The following is a 14783-nucleotide window of genomic DNA, read 5'->3' as shown; positions in this document are numbered from 1 at the left end:
GCCTGGCCCCTTCCGCGACCAACACACCGCATTCGTAACCCGTTCACGCCGCCGCGCCAAGTGAGAAGTCGCGGAGACCTCTCAACGGGCCACCACCCCGAGGACGTCGACTGCGCCCTCCAAACGGCCTCGGAGCAGGTTCAGATGACGCTCGTCGGCGCTCACGGCGAGCTCGATCCGGTCCGCCGCATACGTCATTGCAAGGACTCGTGCGCCGCGCCGCTGGCAGATGCCGAGCACGCGCAGCAGCACGCCGGGCTGGTCGAGCACCTGGACGGAGAGCCGGGTGACGGACGAAGGGGCGACGCCGGGGGGAAGGAGCAGCATGGGGGAACTCAGACCTTTCTCGTTCCCCGGTTTGCGCGCCCGCCGATTCGCCAGACGTTCCCCAAGGAACGACAAAGGCCCGCGGTATGACGGCCGCGGGCCTAGCGAATAATGATGGCGATGCAGGCGAAGCCGTTCGTCACGCGAGGTGTGGCGAACGGCTTCATCCCGACAGAGGCTACACGGTCAGCTTGAATCGGCCAACCAGGCCGTTGAGCGTCTCGGCCGTGGCGGCGAGCGTCTGGGCGGACGCGGCGATCTCCTGCGTGGAGGCGCTCGTCTGCTGCGTGGACGCCGACACCTGCTCGGCGGACGCGGACGACTGCTCGGCCACCGCGGCGACCTCGGCGATGTCCGTCTCGGCGCGCGTCGCCTCGGCGGAGATCTGGTGCACGGCCGTGGCGATCTCGCTCACGCGGCCGGTGACGTCCTCGACGGCGTGCCCGATGGCCTCGAAGGCCTCACGGGTCTGCTCGACGGTCGCGACGCCGTCCGCCGTGCGACGGCCGCCCTCGGCGACCACGCCGACGACGTTCTGCGTCTCGGACTGGATCTCACCGATCAGCGACGAGATCTGGCCCGCGGCGGTCTGGGACTCCTCGGCGAGCTTGCGCACTTCCTCGGCGACGACGGCGAAGCCCTTGCCCTGCTCGCCGGCGCGGGCGGCCTCGATCGCGGCGTTGAGCGCGAGCAGGTTGGTCTGCTCGGCCAGGCCGGTGATCGTGGTCACGATCCCGCCGATCTGCGCGGACTTCTCGGCGAGACCCTCCATCGCGGTGCCGACGTTGGCGGAGGACTCGGCGACCTGGCGGATCGCGTCCGTGGCGTGCGCCGCGGAGGCGACGCCCTGCTCGGCGACCGTGCGGGCCTCCTTGGCGGCGTCGGCCGTGGCCGTGGCGGTCTCGGCGCTGGCCGTCGCGGCGCGGGCGGCCTCCTGGACGGCCTCACGGGTGGACTCGACCATGCGCACCTGGCGCTCGGCGCCCTGGGCGACGTCGGTCACGGCGGCGGCGATCTCACCGACGGCGCGGCCGGCCTCGTCGGACGTGGCGGCCATCTCCTGCGAAGCGGAGGCGACGGTGCCGGCGCCCGCGGCGACCTCGGCGATGACCTCGCCGAGCGAGCTGCGCATCGCCTCGTAGCCGGCGATCGAGTGCTGGGCCTTGCCGAGCATCGTGTTGAAGGTGGTGGAGAGGCGGCCGAGCTCGTCGGTCGCGGTGACCTCGATCGGGGTGGTGACCGGCTCGATCGGGAACGTCAGGTCGCCCTCCGACATACGCTCCATCGCGATCGAGAGGTCGTTGAGGCAGTGGTCGTTGAGGCTGGTGAGGCGGTCGCTGAGCTGACGGACGGGGCGGACGACCGAGCGCGTGACCCAGACGGCCAGGCCGATCGCCGCGAGGATGGCGAAGATCGCGACCAGGAGGATGAAGCGCTTGCCGGTGGTGTCGGCGGCGTGCGCGGCCTCGACGCCCTCCGCGGCGAACGTGTTGGTGGCCTCGGCGAGGCCGTCGCCGGCCGCCTCGAGCTCGGCGTCGAGCGCGAGCAGCTTCGTCTCGAACTCGGTGCGCGAGCCGCTGCGGTCCTCGGCGTTGCGGGCGGTCTCGTCGCGCGAGCTCGAGAGCACCGACTTCTGCACCTCGAGGATCTCGGCGCGGACGTTGACGAACGTGTCGAGCTCCTCCTGCGCGGGCGTGCCCTCGAAGAGCTTGGCGATGACGGCGCCGTCCTTCTTGCTGGCGGCCCAGTTGGCCTCGATCTCCTTGAGGATCTTGTCCTCGGCGGCGAGGTCGCCGTCACGCACGTAAAGATGCTGGGTGATGAGTGAGACGTTGTCCTTCGCGCGCTCCTGCATGTAGCCCAGATGCTGCGCGGCTTCGATATGGCGCTCGCCGAGCTCGTCGGCCTTGTCGCGCAGGTTGTTCATTGAGTTGATGCCCGCGAAGGCGACAATTGCCAACGCCAGGCACAGGACGCCGAAGGCGCCTCCGAGGCGCGCGGCGAGTGGCAGATTGCGGATCGCGGTCATACCCTTGTCCGTCGGCTTACATCGTCCTCTCATAAAGGCGACGTGAGGTTTGTCGTCCGGTTTGTCAACTTTGCCCAGGGTGGGCGTGGTCGGGGCGGGGACCGCCGGGCTCGCAGCCGCTGCCTTCTTCGCTCGCGCAGGCGCGAAGGTCGATGTCCTCGAGCGCGCGCCGAACCCCGGGCCGGTCGGCGCGGGCCTGCTGCTCCAGCCGACGGGAATGGCCGTGCTGCGTCGGTTGGGCGTGCTCGAGCGGGTGGAGGCGGGCGCCTCGCCGATCGCGCGGGTGGTCGGCACGACCGTGGGCGGCAAGCGGTTCATGGATCTCGGCTACGCGGGGGAGCACGGGCTCGGCGTGCACCGCGGGGCGCTCTTCGCGGCGCTGCGCGACGCGGCGGTGGAGGCCGGCGCGGTGCTGCGGCCGGGCGCGGAGATCGTCGACTACCGCGACGGCGTGCTGACCGACGCGGGCGGCGCGTCCTACGGCCCGTACGACCTCGTCGTCGGCGCGGACGGCGCGCGCTCGACGCTGCGCCGGTTCCTGGACGTGAAGGCGCGCATCCACGAGCACCGCTGGGGCGCGCTGTGGGGCGTGTTCGACGACCCGGACGGCGCCTTCGGCGGCGTGCTCGACCAGTACTTCGACGGCGCGTCGCGAATGGCGGGCTTCCTGCCGACGGGCAGCGGCGCGGTGTCGCTGTTCTGGTCGGTCCGGCTGGACCGGATCCCGGCCGTGCGGGCCGCGGGGATCGACGCGTTCCGGCGTGAGCTCTGTGCGCTGGCGCCGCCCGCCGCGCGGCTGCGGATCGAGTCGATGGACACGCTGCTGCCCGCCTCGTACCGCCAGGTGTCGCTGCCGCGCTGGCACTCGGGTCGGCTCGTGCTGCTCGGGGACGCCGCGCACGCGCTCAGCCCACAGCTGGGGCAGGGCGCGAACCTCGCGCTGATGGACGCGGCGGCGCTGGCCGACGCGTCGTCGCTGGAGGCGTTCGAGGCCGCCCGGCGGGCGCAGGCGCGCTTCTACGCGTTCAGCGCCCGCGGGCTGAACGCGGTCTTCCAGAGCGACTGGGACGTGATGGCGTGGCCGCGCGACGCGCTGATGGGCCCGGTCGCGCGGCTGCCGTGGGTGCGTGGCCGCGCGCTGGCCGTGCTGTCGGGGCGGGCTCGAGGCCCGTTCCGATCAATTCGAGATTGACATAAAGTCCTACGCCGGAGCGAGGGGAAGCGCGAGCACGGCTTGCCACGTCAGCGCGTCCGTGGTGCCCGTGACCGGGAGCGAGCGGGCAGTCTGGAGCTCACGCAGGGCGGCGTCGGTGGCGGCGTCGAACGTGCTCGTGGGGGACACGCTCGGGTACGCGGACTGCAGGTGGCGCTGGAGCCACAGCACCTGGTCGCCCTTGTTGCCCTTGGCCAACGCGGGCCAGCCCGGGTCCGAGGGCGGGAGTGCGAGGCCGCCGACCGGCTGCGCGAGCGCCGCCCAGCCCGGCTCGGTCGTCGCCTGCCACGACCACCAGGACAGGCCGGCGCTGCCGTACGCCGCCCACAGCGCGCGGAAGCGGCCGATGTCCTCAGGCGGGACGCTGCCGTAGGTCTGCCCGATCGGCGCGATCGGCGTGCCGTAGATGCGGTTGTGGGCGAGCGTGCGGCCGGAGACCGCGTCGACCGTCCCGCCGATGTCCTTCCAGTAGATCTGCGGGAGGTTCGCGTTGGCCGCGCCCGGGGCGAGGAACACCGAGTACGGGATCCGGCTGTGGTAATCGACGTACGGGAAGCTCGTGAAGCCGATCGGGTACGTCGGGCCGACCGCGGCACGGAGCGCGCCCATGTACTGCGTGGCCTGCGAGTACTTGTTCTCGTACGCGCTCTCGGCGTCCACGACCAGGCAGTCGGCGCCGGCGGCGACCGCGTCGGCGCCGAGCGCGGCCTCGCCGGCCGGGTCGTTGCCGTACACGAACTGCCACGCGCACACGCGCAGACCCTGGGCCTTGAGCGCGGTCACGAGCTCGGGCGAGAACTGCGCCCAGCGGCTGCCGGCGCCGTCGGAGCTCTTGACGAAGACGGTGGAGATGCCGGCGGCGCGGGCGCGCGCGACGATCGCGTTGAGGTCACCGCCATCGGAGCGGTTGAGCTCCCAGATCCACATCCCGTTGCCACGGAAGATCTCGGGCAGCGCGCCGGGCTGCGGGGCGGGCGTGGGGGCGACCCGCGGCGGCGCGGTGACGGTGATCTTGATCGCGTTCGAGCGCCGGCCCGCACGGTCGGACACGGTCACGTTCACGGCGCCGGCGCGCGTGCCGGCGGGAACCCGGGCGACGTAGCCGACGCGCGAGCGGTCCAGCTTGGTGGCCAGCGCGCCGCCCGTCCAGCGGAACGAGACCCGCATGCCCTTCGTGACCCGCTTGCCGCTGAGCTGCAGCTGACGGCCCACGGTGACCTTGATGCCCGCCTTGCAGGTCGCCGACGCGGCCGGGACGCACCGGATCCGCGTCAGCTCAGGGGGCCGTTTGCGCGCTGCATCAGCGCTCGCAGGAACCAGGAGTCCGGCCATGCAGGCCGTAAGGGACAGCACGCAACGTCCTCTCATCACCGGCACCAAACCGCAGTGGCGGTCGGAAGTTCCGGTGCGATGGTTACGCTTTCCGACTCATGCGCCGGCGTTATAGGAACGAGGAGCGCCCGCCGCGCGTGGGCTCGGCCGTGTTGGCGAAGGCCTTCATCGGCGTGTTCCTCGTGTTCCTGTCGACCGGCGCGGGGGTGGCGATCGCGGGCTACCTGATGATCGCGCCGCCGAAGCCCATCGGACCGGTCCAGCCGCCGATCGACGAGAAGGATCCCGAGCTCGCGGAGATCATCGTGCCGCCCGAGCCCGGCGGTCCGCGCACGATCCTCGTGCTCGGCTCCGACCGCCGCTCGAAGCTGTCCAAGGACGCCCAGCTGGGCCAGCGCGAGACTCCGCACTCGGACACGATCGTGCTGATCCGCCTCGACCCGAAGCGCCATCGCGTCGCGGTGCTGTCGCTCCCGCGCGATCTCGCGGTGACGATCCCCGGATACGCCGACAACACGAAGATCAACCAGGCCTACGACGAGGGCGGCGCCGGGCTCACGACGAAGACGGTCAAGGCCTTCTTCGAGACGGCGACGGCCAAGAAGTTCAACATCAACGGCGTCATCGACGTCAACTTCGACGGCTTCCAGCGCGCTGTCAACCACGTCGGCGGCGTCTACGTCGACGTCGACCGCAAGTACTACAACCCCGAGGGCACGGGCTTCGCCTCGATCGACATCGAGGCCGGCTACCAGCGGCTCGTCGGCTCGGACGCGCTCGACTACGTGCGCTACCGCCACACGGACTCCGATCTGTTCCGCAACGCCCGCCAGCAGGACTTCCTCCGCATGGCGACCGCGCAGAAGAGCGTGCGCGAGATGAAGAGCATCGGCGAGGCCAACGACCTGTTCGCGATCCTCCAGGAGTACTTCCGGTTCGACAAGAAGTTCCTCGGCCGTAAGAACCTCGCGGGCTTGATCAAGACCGCGGTCAACCTCGCGATGAACGACACCGTCGTCAACCAGGTCGCGCTGACCGGCGTCATGGAGTCCGAGGACCCGACGGCCGACACGCGCCTGTACCTGTCCAACGACAACATCACGAAGGCGTACGAGTCCTTCATGACGGGCGAGGGCGGCGCGAAGAACCCCGAGCGCGACGACCAGCCGTCGAAGGCGCCCAAGAAGAAGGGCAAGGTCGCGACGACCAGTGGGCTCGTCGACGCCAAGCGCCTCGGCGAGGACCTCGCCGTGGTCGCCGCGCCGCGTCTGAAGAAGCTGCCGTTCTACTTCCCCGGCAAGATCACGAACCGCTCGCAGTACGTCAATGAGACGCCGCGGATCTACTCGCTGCGCGACGAGGAGGGCAAGCTGCACCGCGCCTACCGGATGGTCGCCTCGATCGGCGAGTCCGGCGAGTACTGGGGCGTCCAGGGCATGACCTGGCGCAACCCGCCGATCCTCGAGAACCCGGATCGCATCCGCAAGACGGCGAGCGGGCGCGAGCTGATGGTCTACTACGACGGCTCGAAGATCCGCATGGTGGCCTGGCGCACGCCGCGTGCCGCGTACTGGATCGCGAACACGATCGGGCGCAAGGTCTCGAACACGCGCATGATCGAGATCGCGGCTTCGCTGCGCCGTTTGAAGCAATAAGCGCGGCAAGCGCGACTTCCACGCCTTCCTCGGGTTGGGAGCCCTTGATGCTTCGACTCGTCGTCGTGATTCTCGCTGCGCTCATGGTCGTGCCCGCGACCGCCACCGCCGCGCCCTGCCCGGGCGCCGATCCCTGCCCGTACTCCGCGTCCTCGGTCGTCGGCAACCGCACGGGTGGCGTCCTGCGCTTCCCGCAGGCGTCCGCCGTCGGCCCCGACGGCTCGGTGTACGTCGCCGACCAGTACTCGCACGCCATCCAGGTCTTCGGCCCGGACGGCAAGTTCGCGCGTGAGCTGGGCGGCCCGGACCAGCTGAGCTCGGTCGGCGCGGTCGTCGTCGGCCCGGACAGCTCGGTCTACATCGCGGACGGCAACGACCGGATCGTGCGCTTCGCCGCCGACGGGACGCTCCTGGGGGAGTGGGGCGGCCCGGACTCGCCGATCTCGTTCCGGTTCGGGGCCGGCGGTGGCAACGACTCCGGCGCGGGCGGCGGGCTCGCGATCGCGGACGGCTACCTCTTCGTCGCCGACACGCGCAACGACCGGATCCAGCGGATGGCGCTGGACGGCAGCAACCCGAGCGTGATCGTCCCGAAGGGCACGGTCAAGCGCCCGCAGGGGCTGGCCGCGCGCGGCGGACGGCTGATCGTGGCCGACGACAACGGCCACCGGATGGTGGTCTTCGACTACAACGGCAACCAGCTCACGACGTTCGGCTCCGGGCCCGGCCCCAAGCCCGAGCAGCTGAGCTTCCCGTACGACGTCGCGATCGACCCGCTCGGGCGCGTCTTCGTGGCCGACAACATCAACCACCGCGTCGTCCGCTACGGCCCCGCGCCGAACTACACCTACCGCGGCCGCTGGGGCTCCTACGGCTCCAAGCTCGGGCAGCTGCAGTACCCGCGCGGGCTGAGCGTCGACAACACCGGCAACACGTACGTGGCCGACCCGGGCGGCAACCGGATCGACGTCTTCGACGTGGGTGGCGCGCCGAAGGGCTGGCTCGGCTCGAGCGGCCGCGTGACCGGGCAGTTCATCCGCCCGCTCGGGGTCGCGGCCGACGCGAGCGGTGTGCGGGCCGTCGCCGACTCGGTCAACGGCCGCGTCCAGCTGCTGCGCCCGGACGGCGGCGTCGTCGCCGCGTTCGGCGCGCCGGCACCCGGGCCGACGCTGCTCCCGGATCCGGTGTCCGTCGCTTTTGACGCGAGCGGAATGCTGTACGTGCTCGATCAGCAGCGCTCGCGCGTGCTCGTCTTCGACCGCGGGGGCAAGATCATCCGCACGATCGGCTCACGCGGCACCAAGGCCGGGCAGCTGCTCGCGCCGAGCGCGGTCGCCGTCTCCCCGCAGGGCGTCGTCTACGTCGCCGACACCGGCAACGGGCGGATCGTGCGCTTCCGGACGAGCGGCACGCACATCGGCTCGATCGGCCGCTTCCGCGCCCTCCGGGGTGTCGCCGTATCCGCTGACGGCAGCCGCGTCTACGCCAGCGACGCCGGCACGAATCGCATCTCCGTGATGACGGGTTCGGGCGGCGACCTGGCCGAGATCGGCGTCGGCGAGCTCAAGTCCCCGGCGGAAGTCACGCTCGACGGCGCGGGCAACGTGTGGGTGGCCGACCGCGGCAACGACCGCGTGGTCTCCTACTCGCCCGACGGCGTGGCGCTGGCCGCGTTCGGCACGCGCGGCACCGGCCCGGGCCAGTTCATCGAGCCGACCGGCATCTCCGTCTCCTGCAACGGGACCGTGACCGTGGCCGAGGCCGACAACAACCGCCTGCAGCAGTTCCAGGTCCCGCCGACGGGCGCGTGCGCCTCGCTGCCGGCGATCACGCCGCCGCCGAACCCGATCCTCGCGACCCAGCCGGACCCGGTCCCGCCGGAGGTCTTCCTCGAGCCGACGCGCACGAGCGGCATCCTCGGCGTCCGCCAGTTCCCGCTGCGGGTGCGTTGCGACGTGCGCTGCCGCATCACCGCGGTGGTCACGCTCACACCTCGGGGCAAGAAGAAGCCGGCCGTCAAGCTCGCCTTCACGCCGCAGACGCTGCCGGCGGGCAACACGGTGACGGTGCGGCCGCGGCTGAGCCAGGCCGGCGTGCGGTCGCTGGCGCGCGCGCTCAAGGGCAAGCGCGCGCTGACCGCGGACGTTCAGGTCACCGCCACGACCACCGACACCTCGCCGAGGGTCGTCACGCGGCGGATCAACGTCACCGGTTGAACAGGTTCAACAGGCTCATGAAGATGTTGATGATCGAGACGAAGATGCCCGTCGCGAGCCACACGACGTCGTCCTCGGTGGCGTGCTTGCGCACGTAGTTGAAGTCGACCAGGATCAGCAGCGCCGAGGCGAGCAGGATCACGATCGAGATGAACGGCGACAGCGTGCCCAGGCCGCCGAAGATCAGCGCGCCGAGGGAGACGACGACCGCGCCGAGCACGATGAACGACAGCGGCTTCATCCAGCCGACGAGGTCCTTGCTCGTGACGAAGCCCGCGGCGGCCATGCCGAGCACGGTGAGCGTGGTGATGGCGGCGGCGCTCGTCACCGAGCTCGGGTTGGCCTCCGCGTAGAAGGCCAGCACGGGAGCGAACCCGAAGCCGATCGCGGACGCGATCGCCATCAGCCAGAAGATGCCCAGCGAGCCGACGCGCAGGGCGGAGACGAACCAGGTCGCGACGAGCATGACCAGGCCGACGATGGAGAAGATCCGCGCCGTCTCGAACGTCAGGTCACGGCCGAGGTAGGTCGCGAACGCGAACAGGCCGATCGCGGCGGCGACGAGGGTCAGGACCTGACCCATGATCGTGGCGACGCTGCGCTCGCGGACGCCGGTAGATGAGGCCTCGATGAAACTCATGGGGCGAGGATATACCCGCGATCAGCGGTTTCAGAGCCGCTCACCGATCATTGTTCACCCGGTGCCTTCGGGAGCGCACGGAGCGCGAGCGCGTCGCATCCGCCACTCGGGCGCGTGTCGAGTCCTTCGCACACGTTCGCAATCGCTTGCCGCGCGCTGTCGCGGTCACTGCTCTCGAAGATCTGGGCGGACGCCGCGAGCATCACGCCGAGCAGCGTGAGCCCGCGCCACACCAGCGGGCGTTTGACGACTTCCCACGACGCCGCCCAGTGGCTCAGGGTCGAGTTCTCCTCGCGCTTGCACGCGGCCGGTGTGCGCTGGTTGCACCCGATGATCGCGCCCGCCACGGCGAGCACGCCAAGGACCAGGAAGATGATGGGACGAGGCGGAAGTTGCTCTCGGCTCACGCACACCGCCGCCAAGGCGAGAACCACCAGAACAAGGGTCGCGAACGCCTCGTCGCGCCGGTCGCGGTCAACAGTCCCGCGGTTTCGCGAACCGGCCGCAGCTGCAGCCGACAGGCCGGTGACCGTGATCGCGATCCCGACCCACGGACTGCGAACGCCCCAGCCCTCGTCGACGCCGGCGTGCCCGAGTCCAGCGATGAGGATCGCGCCTACGAGGCCAAAGCTCGCGAGGCGCGTCAACCGGAGGGAGCAGATGAGCCGCGCGAGCCAGTTCAACGCAGGAAGTTTCATGGCGCTATTCTGAGCACAGCGCTCAGGGCTTCGTGTATAGCGGGGCGGACGCTTACCGCTGCGGCTCACCCACCCGTCACGTCGCGGCGGAGGAAGTGCGCGAACGCCCAGGCCAGGCACGGGATGCCGTAGAGGGCGGAAACCCAGGCGGCGCGGACGATCGGGCCCCAGTCGATCGGCTCGCGCAGCAGGCCTTGCCAGGCGTTGAACTGCTGGGGGAGGAGGTAGGGGCGGAGGAAGTCCAGCGCCGAGACGATCCCGAGCAGCTGCATGATCAGCGACAGCATCAGGGTCGTGACGACGGCCGCGGCGCTGTTCTTGGTCGTAGTGGACAGCAGGATCGCGATCGAGGTGACGGCGAAGATGGGGAGGGCGTAGGCGAGCGTCGCTCCGCCGACGAGCAGCAGCGAGCGGCCCATCGAGATCTCGGTGCCGGACAGCGAGACGAGCGGGTCGAAGCCCCAGAAGATCCCGCCGAGCACCGTGCTGACGAGCACGAACAGCACGAGGGCGCCGAACGAGTACGTGAGCGCCGCGAGGACTTTGGCGACGAAGATCTGCCAGCGGTCGGCGGAGCGGGTGAGGATCGTCTTCAGCGTGCCGTGGCCGTCCTCGGCCGCGACGATGTCGCCCGCGACGAGCGCGGTGACGAGCGGGAAGAACCAGAACGCGCCGAAGAACAGGCCGACGAGCGGGATCGTGAGGCCGGTCTCGCGCACGGTGTCGGCGAACGGGACGCCTTCTGGGCTCCCATCGTCGGCGAGCAGCGAGACGATGAAGATCAGCGGGACGAGCAGCGCGCAGGCCAGCCCGATGTAGGTGCGCTTCTGGGCCGCGAGCTTGCGGACCTCCCACGTGTAGATCGTGCGCGTGTGGACCGCCGCGGCACTCATGCAGGCACCAGCGCGGGGGCCTCGGCGTCCGCCGAGCCTTCGGTCATGCGGAAGAACAGCTCCTCGAGCGTGGCGGTGCGGGGGACGAGCGCGCGCAGGCCGATGCCGGCCTGGGCGAGGTCCAGCGTCAGGTGCGCGACGGCGGTCTCGTCGCCCTCGAGCGAGAGGCCGGCGCGGGAGACGGTCACGCCGCGGATGCCGCGCGCGCGGCGGGCGATCAGCGCCGCCTCGGCGTCGTCGGTGGTGCGGACGTCGTAGCGGCCGGCGGTCGTGGCGATTAGCTCGTCCAGCGCGCCCTCGTAGACGACGCGCCCGCGGGTGACGATCGCGACCCGGTCGCACAGGTCCTCGACCTCGCTCATCAGGTGGCTGGAGAGCAGGACCGTCAGGCCGTCCTCGGCGAGGCGGTGCACGAGCGCGCGCATGTCGCGCATGCCCGCGGGGTCGAGGCCGGTGGTCGGCTCGTCGAGCAGCAGCAGCCTCGGGTCGCGCAGCAGCGCCCCGGCGATCCCGAGGCGCTGCTTCATGCCGTGCGAATAGCCGCGGACCTTGTCGTGCTGGCGGCCGGTCAGGTCGACCGTCTCGAGCGCGTCCTCGATGCGGTCCTTCGCGTCGCCGCCGTCGAGGGCGGCGACGAGCTCGAGGTTCTTGCGCGCGGACAGGTACGGGTAGAAGCGCGGCGCCTCCACGAACCCGGCCACGCCGTCGAGGGCGCGGGCGCCCTCGACGAGCGGGTCATGGCCGAACAGCTTCGCGCTGCCCTCATCCGGCCGGATCAGGCCGAGCAGCATCCGCAGCGACGTCGTCTTCCCGGCGCCGTTCGGCCCGAGGTAGCCGTAGACGTCGCCGGAGCGGACGGTCAGGTCGACGTGGTCGACTGCCGTCAGCTCGCCGTAGCGCTTGACGAGGCCGCGAGCCTCGATCGCTGCGGTCACTTCAGGTCCCGTGCGGCGTTCTCGGCCGCGATCGGCGGCACCGAGCCGAGCACGATGTACTGCACGCCTTCGCGCGTGAAGGTCAGCAGCGTGCCGAGGGCGGTCGCGAGCTCGGAGCCCGTCGCGCCGTCGATGTTGACCTGCGGGAGCGTGAGCCCACCGGGCGCCAGCGCCGAGTTCTTGCCCGGCTGGGCCTTGGACTGGAACACCAGGATCTGGCCCAGGCCCTGGCCGTAGGTGCTGATCGCGCCGGTCTGGTCGCCCGACTTGATCAACCGCACGGCCCGGCGCGGCAGGCCGGCCAGCTCGGCGGGCGCGGCGAGCGGGAAGTCCAGCTCCCGCTGCACGGCCTCGACGCCCTCGACGGCGGTCGGCTTGCCCTGCGCGTCCATCCGCAGCGCCGGGTCGATCTCCGTCACGCGCGCGCCGGCGGGCGGCGTGGTGGAGACCTTGGCGGCCGGGATCTCGCCGTAGCTGACGTCGGTCGCCTCGAGCTCGAGCACGGGGTTCGCGTCGCCCTGCGCGTAGATCGCGGCGCGCAGCGGGACCCCGCGGGCCGCGTCCCAGGCCAGCTCGGCAGCGCCAAGGAGGCCGCCGTCGTCCTTGGGGGCGATCCGCACGGTGTAGCTCGGCTGCCCGGCGGTGTTCGACGGCTGCGCGCCGGAGAACGTCCACGCCTGGCCGAGCTGGTCGAGCGCGGCCTGGATGCCCGACAGGCCTGGCTGCTTCTGGGTCTGCGGCGTCTTGTCAGCGGTGTGCAGCTTGCCCGTGATCGCGGTCTTCGTGGCCGCGTCGTAGATCAGGTAGCGCTTGCCGTCGGCGACGATCTGCGCGTCGCCGTTCTCCGACTGCAGCTCGAGCCGCAGCTTGCCGTCGTCGGACAGCCACAGACGGCCGGTCGCGCCCGTGAGCACCGGGGAGGCGGTGCCCTGCGGCAGCGACCCGGACGGGAGCAGGTTGTTGGAGAACTTGATGCGCGCGGTCACGCCCTCGACGGGCTTGGCGTTGGCGGCGTCGAAGAGCGCGCGGTCCAGCGGCTTGGGAGCGGGCTTCTCACCCGTGGTGAGCGCGGCCTGGGCGATCCCGGCGCCGGTGACGGCGGCGACGAGGACAGCGACGATCGTCAGCAGGCGGCGGGTGGATGCGGTGCGGAGTCGTCTCATCGTGGGCCAGTTCTACGGGCGGACCTTGAGAGTTCTTTGACAACGAACCAGGATGTCACCCGATGACCCAGGTTGCCGACGCCATCCGGCGCGAACTCGATGAAGCGCGCCGTGCCGAGCGGCCGGTGGCGTCCGTCCGCGTGACCGAGAGCGCCCTGCCCGGCGCGGTGGCCGCGGTCTCCCTGTCGCCCGAACGCGCCGAGGCGCTGGACCTCGACGCGCAGATGACCGAGCGCGCGGTCGAGATCCTCGTCCACCCGGACGACTACGACGAGCTGGACGACGACGAGGTCTCCGAGGAGGACGGCATCCGCCGCGTCTTCGGCGTGCCGCTGATCTAGCGCTCGTCCAGCACGAGCGTGAATCGGGCGCCGTCGACGGTGACGCGGCCGCCGTGGCGCTCCGCGATCGCCTTGACGATCGCCAGGCCGAGGCCCGAGCCTTCGCCCTGGGCCTGCGGGCCACGGTGGAAGCGCTCAAAGACGCGGTCGGGATCGGACGGACCGTCGCCCTCGTCCTCGACGGCCACGAACGCGTGCGTGCCGTCGCCGCCGACGGTCACCGTGACCGCCCCGGCGCCGTGCTTGTGGGCGTTGCGGACGAGGTTGTCGACGGCGCGCTGGAGCGCGTCGCGCTCGCCCTCGACCCAGGCGTCCTGTTCGATGATCGCGTCCGGCGCCAGGTCCGCGAGGCGCACGCGCTCGGCCTGGAGCGGCGCGGCGGCGTCCTCGCGGGCCAGCGCGAGCAGGTCGTCGAGGAGGACGGTCAGGCGCTCGGCGCCGTCGGCGATGTCCTGGACGACCGCCTCGTCGGGGCCATGCTTAGCGAGGTAGGCGGCGTTGCCGCGCAGCGCGGTGAGCGGCGTGCGCAGCTCGTGCGAGGCGTCGCCGACGAAGCGGTGCTCGGCCTCCTGCGCACGTTCGAGCGAAGCGAGCATGGCGTTGAGCGTGTGCGCCAGCTCGCCGATCTCGTCCGCGATCGGTGGCTCCGGGAGCCGCTGGGACGCGTCGCCCGAACGGCCGATCGCGCGGGCGCCGGCCGACAGGCGGGTCAGTGGCAGCAGGGCACGGCGGGTGATCCAGGTCGCGAAGGCGGCGGCGAGCAGCGCGGCGACGAGCGCGCAGATCGCGATCAGCACGCGCGCCCGGTCGACCGTGCTGTCCACGGTGGCGAGATCGGACGCGACCACGACCGCGCCACCGGACGCCTCGCCCGCTCCGAGCTCACCCAACGGGGCGGTGTAGACCCGGACCGGGTCGGTGCCGAGCCGCCCGTCGGCGAGCCGCGGCTGGCGATCGCGAAGAACGGCCTGATCGATGGGAAGCACGCGCCCACCGAGCGCGGAGGACCTCGCCACGATCCGGCCGCTGCGATCGACGACCTGCACGAGCAGTCCGCTGCCCTCGATCGCGCCGGCCTCGGTGAGCTGCCCGGGGACGGTCGCGTTCAGGCGGGCGACCTCCGCCGCCTGGCGCCGCAGGCTCCCGTCGAGCTCGCCGCGCAGGTCGTCCGAGAGGAGCTTCGGGACCGCCACGACGAGCAGCAGGACGGCAAGGGCGATCGCGGCCGCCGCGGCCGCGGCGACGCGGGCGCGAAGGGTCACGGACACCGCCCAGGGGAGGAGCGCGCCCCGACGCGGCGGCGCGGCGCGCCGCCGCGACTCGCGGCGTGGCCGCCCGCGG

13 protein-coding genes are annotated in these 14783 nt (G+C 71.5%); 4 read left to right on the top strand and 9 right to left on the bottom strand.

The window, feature by feature from the left end; genetic code table 11:
* Positions 1-81: 81 nt before the first annotated feature.
* Complete coding sequence (locus tag OJ997_RS10275; RefSeq protein WP_270024997.1) at positions 82-327, bottom strand: ACT domain-containing protein; 246 nt, start codon at positions 325-327, stop codon at positions 82-84.
* 178 nt (positions 328-505) lie between these two features.
* Complete coding sequence (locus tag OJ997_RS10270; protein WP_270024996.1) at positions 506-2356, bottom strand: methyl-accepting chemotaxis protein; 1851 nt, start codon at positions 2354-2356, stop codon at positions 506-508.
* A gap of 79 nt (positions 2357-2435) precedes the next feature.
* On the opposite strand from OJ997_RS10270, the gene OJ997_RS10265 reads away from it, so the two are divergent.
* Positions 2436-3548: an FAD-dependent oxidoreductase gene (locus OJ997_RS10265; RefSeq protein ID WP_270024995.1), complete on the top strand. Its 1113-nt coding sequence runs from the start codon at positions 2436-2438 to the stop codon at positions 3546-3548.
* Positions 3549-3557: 9 nt separating this feature from the next.
* Here the strand turns inward: OJ997_RS10265 and OJ997_RS10260 are convergent, their stop codons facing one another.
* A complete protein-coding gene (locus OJ997_RS10260) occupies positions 3558-4901 on the bottom strand; it encodes a peptidoglycan-binding domain-containing protein (RefSeq protein ID WP_270024994.1) in 1344 nt (447 codons plus the stop codon).
* A 98-nt stretch (positions 4902-4999) separates the two neighbouring features.
* Here OJ997_RS10260 and OJ997_RS10255 point away from each other — a divergent pair, with 98 nt between their 5' ends.
* A complete protein-coding gene (locus OJ997_RS10255; RefSeq protein ID WP_270024993.1) occupies positions 5000-6556 on the top strand; it encodes an LCP family protein in 1557 nt (518 codons plus the stop codon).
* Positions 6557-6603: 47 nt separating this feature from the next.
* Positions 6604-8772, top strand: a complete 2169-nt coding sequence (locus tag OJ997_RS10250) for an NHL repeat-containing protein (RefSeq protein ID WP_270024992.1) — start codon at positions 6604-6606, stop codon at positions 8770-8772.
* Here OJ997_RS10250 and OJ997_RS10245 read toward each other — a convergent pair.
* From OJ997_RS10245 to OJ997_RS10225, 5 genes are all read right to left on the bottom strand, one after another.
* Positions 8762-9412 carry a Bax inhibitor-1/YccA family protein gene (locus OJ997_RS10245; protein ID WP_270024991.1) on the bottom strand — a complete coding sequence of 217 codons (651 nt, stop codon included), beginning with the start codon at positions 9410-9412 and terminating at the stop codon, positions 8762-8764. The two genes, OJ997_RS10250 and OJ997_RS10245, sit on opposite strands and share 11 nt — an antisense overlap.
* 47 nt (positions 9413-9459) lie before the next feature.
* Positions 9460-10110, bottom strand: a complete 651-nt coding sequence (locus tag OJ997_RS10240; RefSeq protein ID WP_270024990.1) for a hypothetical protein — start codon at positions 10108-10110, stop codon at positions 9460-9462.
* 65 nt (positions 10111-10175) lie between these two features.
* Positions 10176-11003, bottom strand: coding sequence for an ABC transporter permease (locus OJ997_RS10235; RefSeq protein WP_270024989.1), 828 nt, complete (start codon positions 11001-11003; stop codon positions 10176-10178).
* Positions 11000-11938: an ABC transporter ATP-binding protein gene (locus OJ997_RS10230; protein WP_270024988.1), complete on the bottom strand. Its 939-nt coding sequence runs from the start codon at positions 11936-11938 to the stop codon at positions 11000-11002. The genes OJ997_RS10235 and OJ997_RS10230 overlap by 4 nt, the downstream gene beginning before the upstream one ends.
* Positions 11935-13101, bottom strand: a complete 1167-nt coding sequence (locus OJ997_RS10225; RefSeq protein ID WP_270024987.1) for a LolA family protein — start codon at positions 13099-13101, stop codon at positions 11935-11937. Before OJ997_RS10225 ends, OJ997_RS10230 begins: the two co-directional genes overlap by 4 nt.
* 62 nt (positions 13102-13163) lie before the next feature.
* Between OJ997_RS10225 and OJ997_RS10220 the strand changes: the two genes are divergently transcribed.
* The gene (locus OJ997_RS10220; protein WP_270024986.1) at positions 13164-13442 is read left to right on the top strand and encodes a hypothetical protein; all 279 of its coding nucleotides are present in this window, start codon (positions 13164-13166) and stop codon (positions 13440-13442) included.
* Here OJ997_RS10220 and OJ997_RS10215 read toward each other — a convergent pair.
* On the bottom strand, positions 13439-14783 hold a 1345-nt coding region (locus tag OJ997_RS10215), incomplete at its 5' end, for a sensor histidine kinase (RefSeq protein ID WP_270024985.1). The two genes, OJ997_RS10220 and OJ997_RS10215, sit on opposite strands and share 4 nt — an antisense overlap.

The sequence above is a fragment of the Solirubrobacter phytolaccae genome (assembly GCF_027587195.1).
Lineage (GTDB): Bacteria > Actinomycetota > Thermoleophilia > Solirubrobacterales > Solirubrobacteraceae > Solirubrobacter > Solirubrobacter phytolaccae.
The sequence above is the reverse complement of the archived record's forward strand: the minus strand, read 5'-3'. Positions and strand labels throughout refer to the sequence as shown.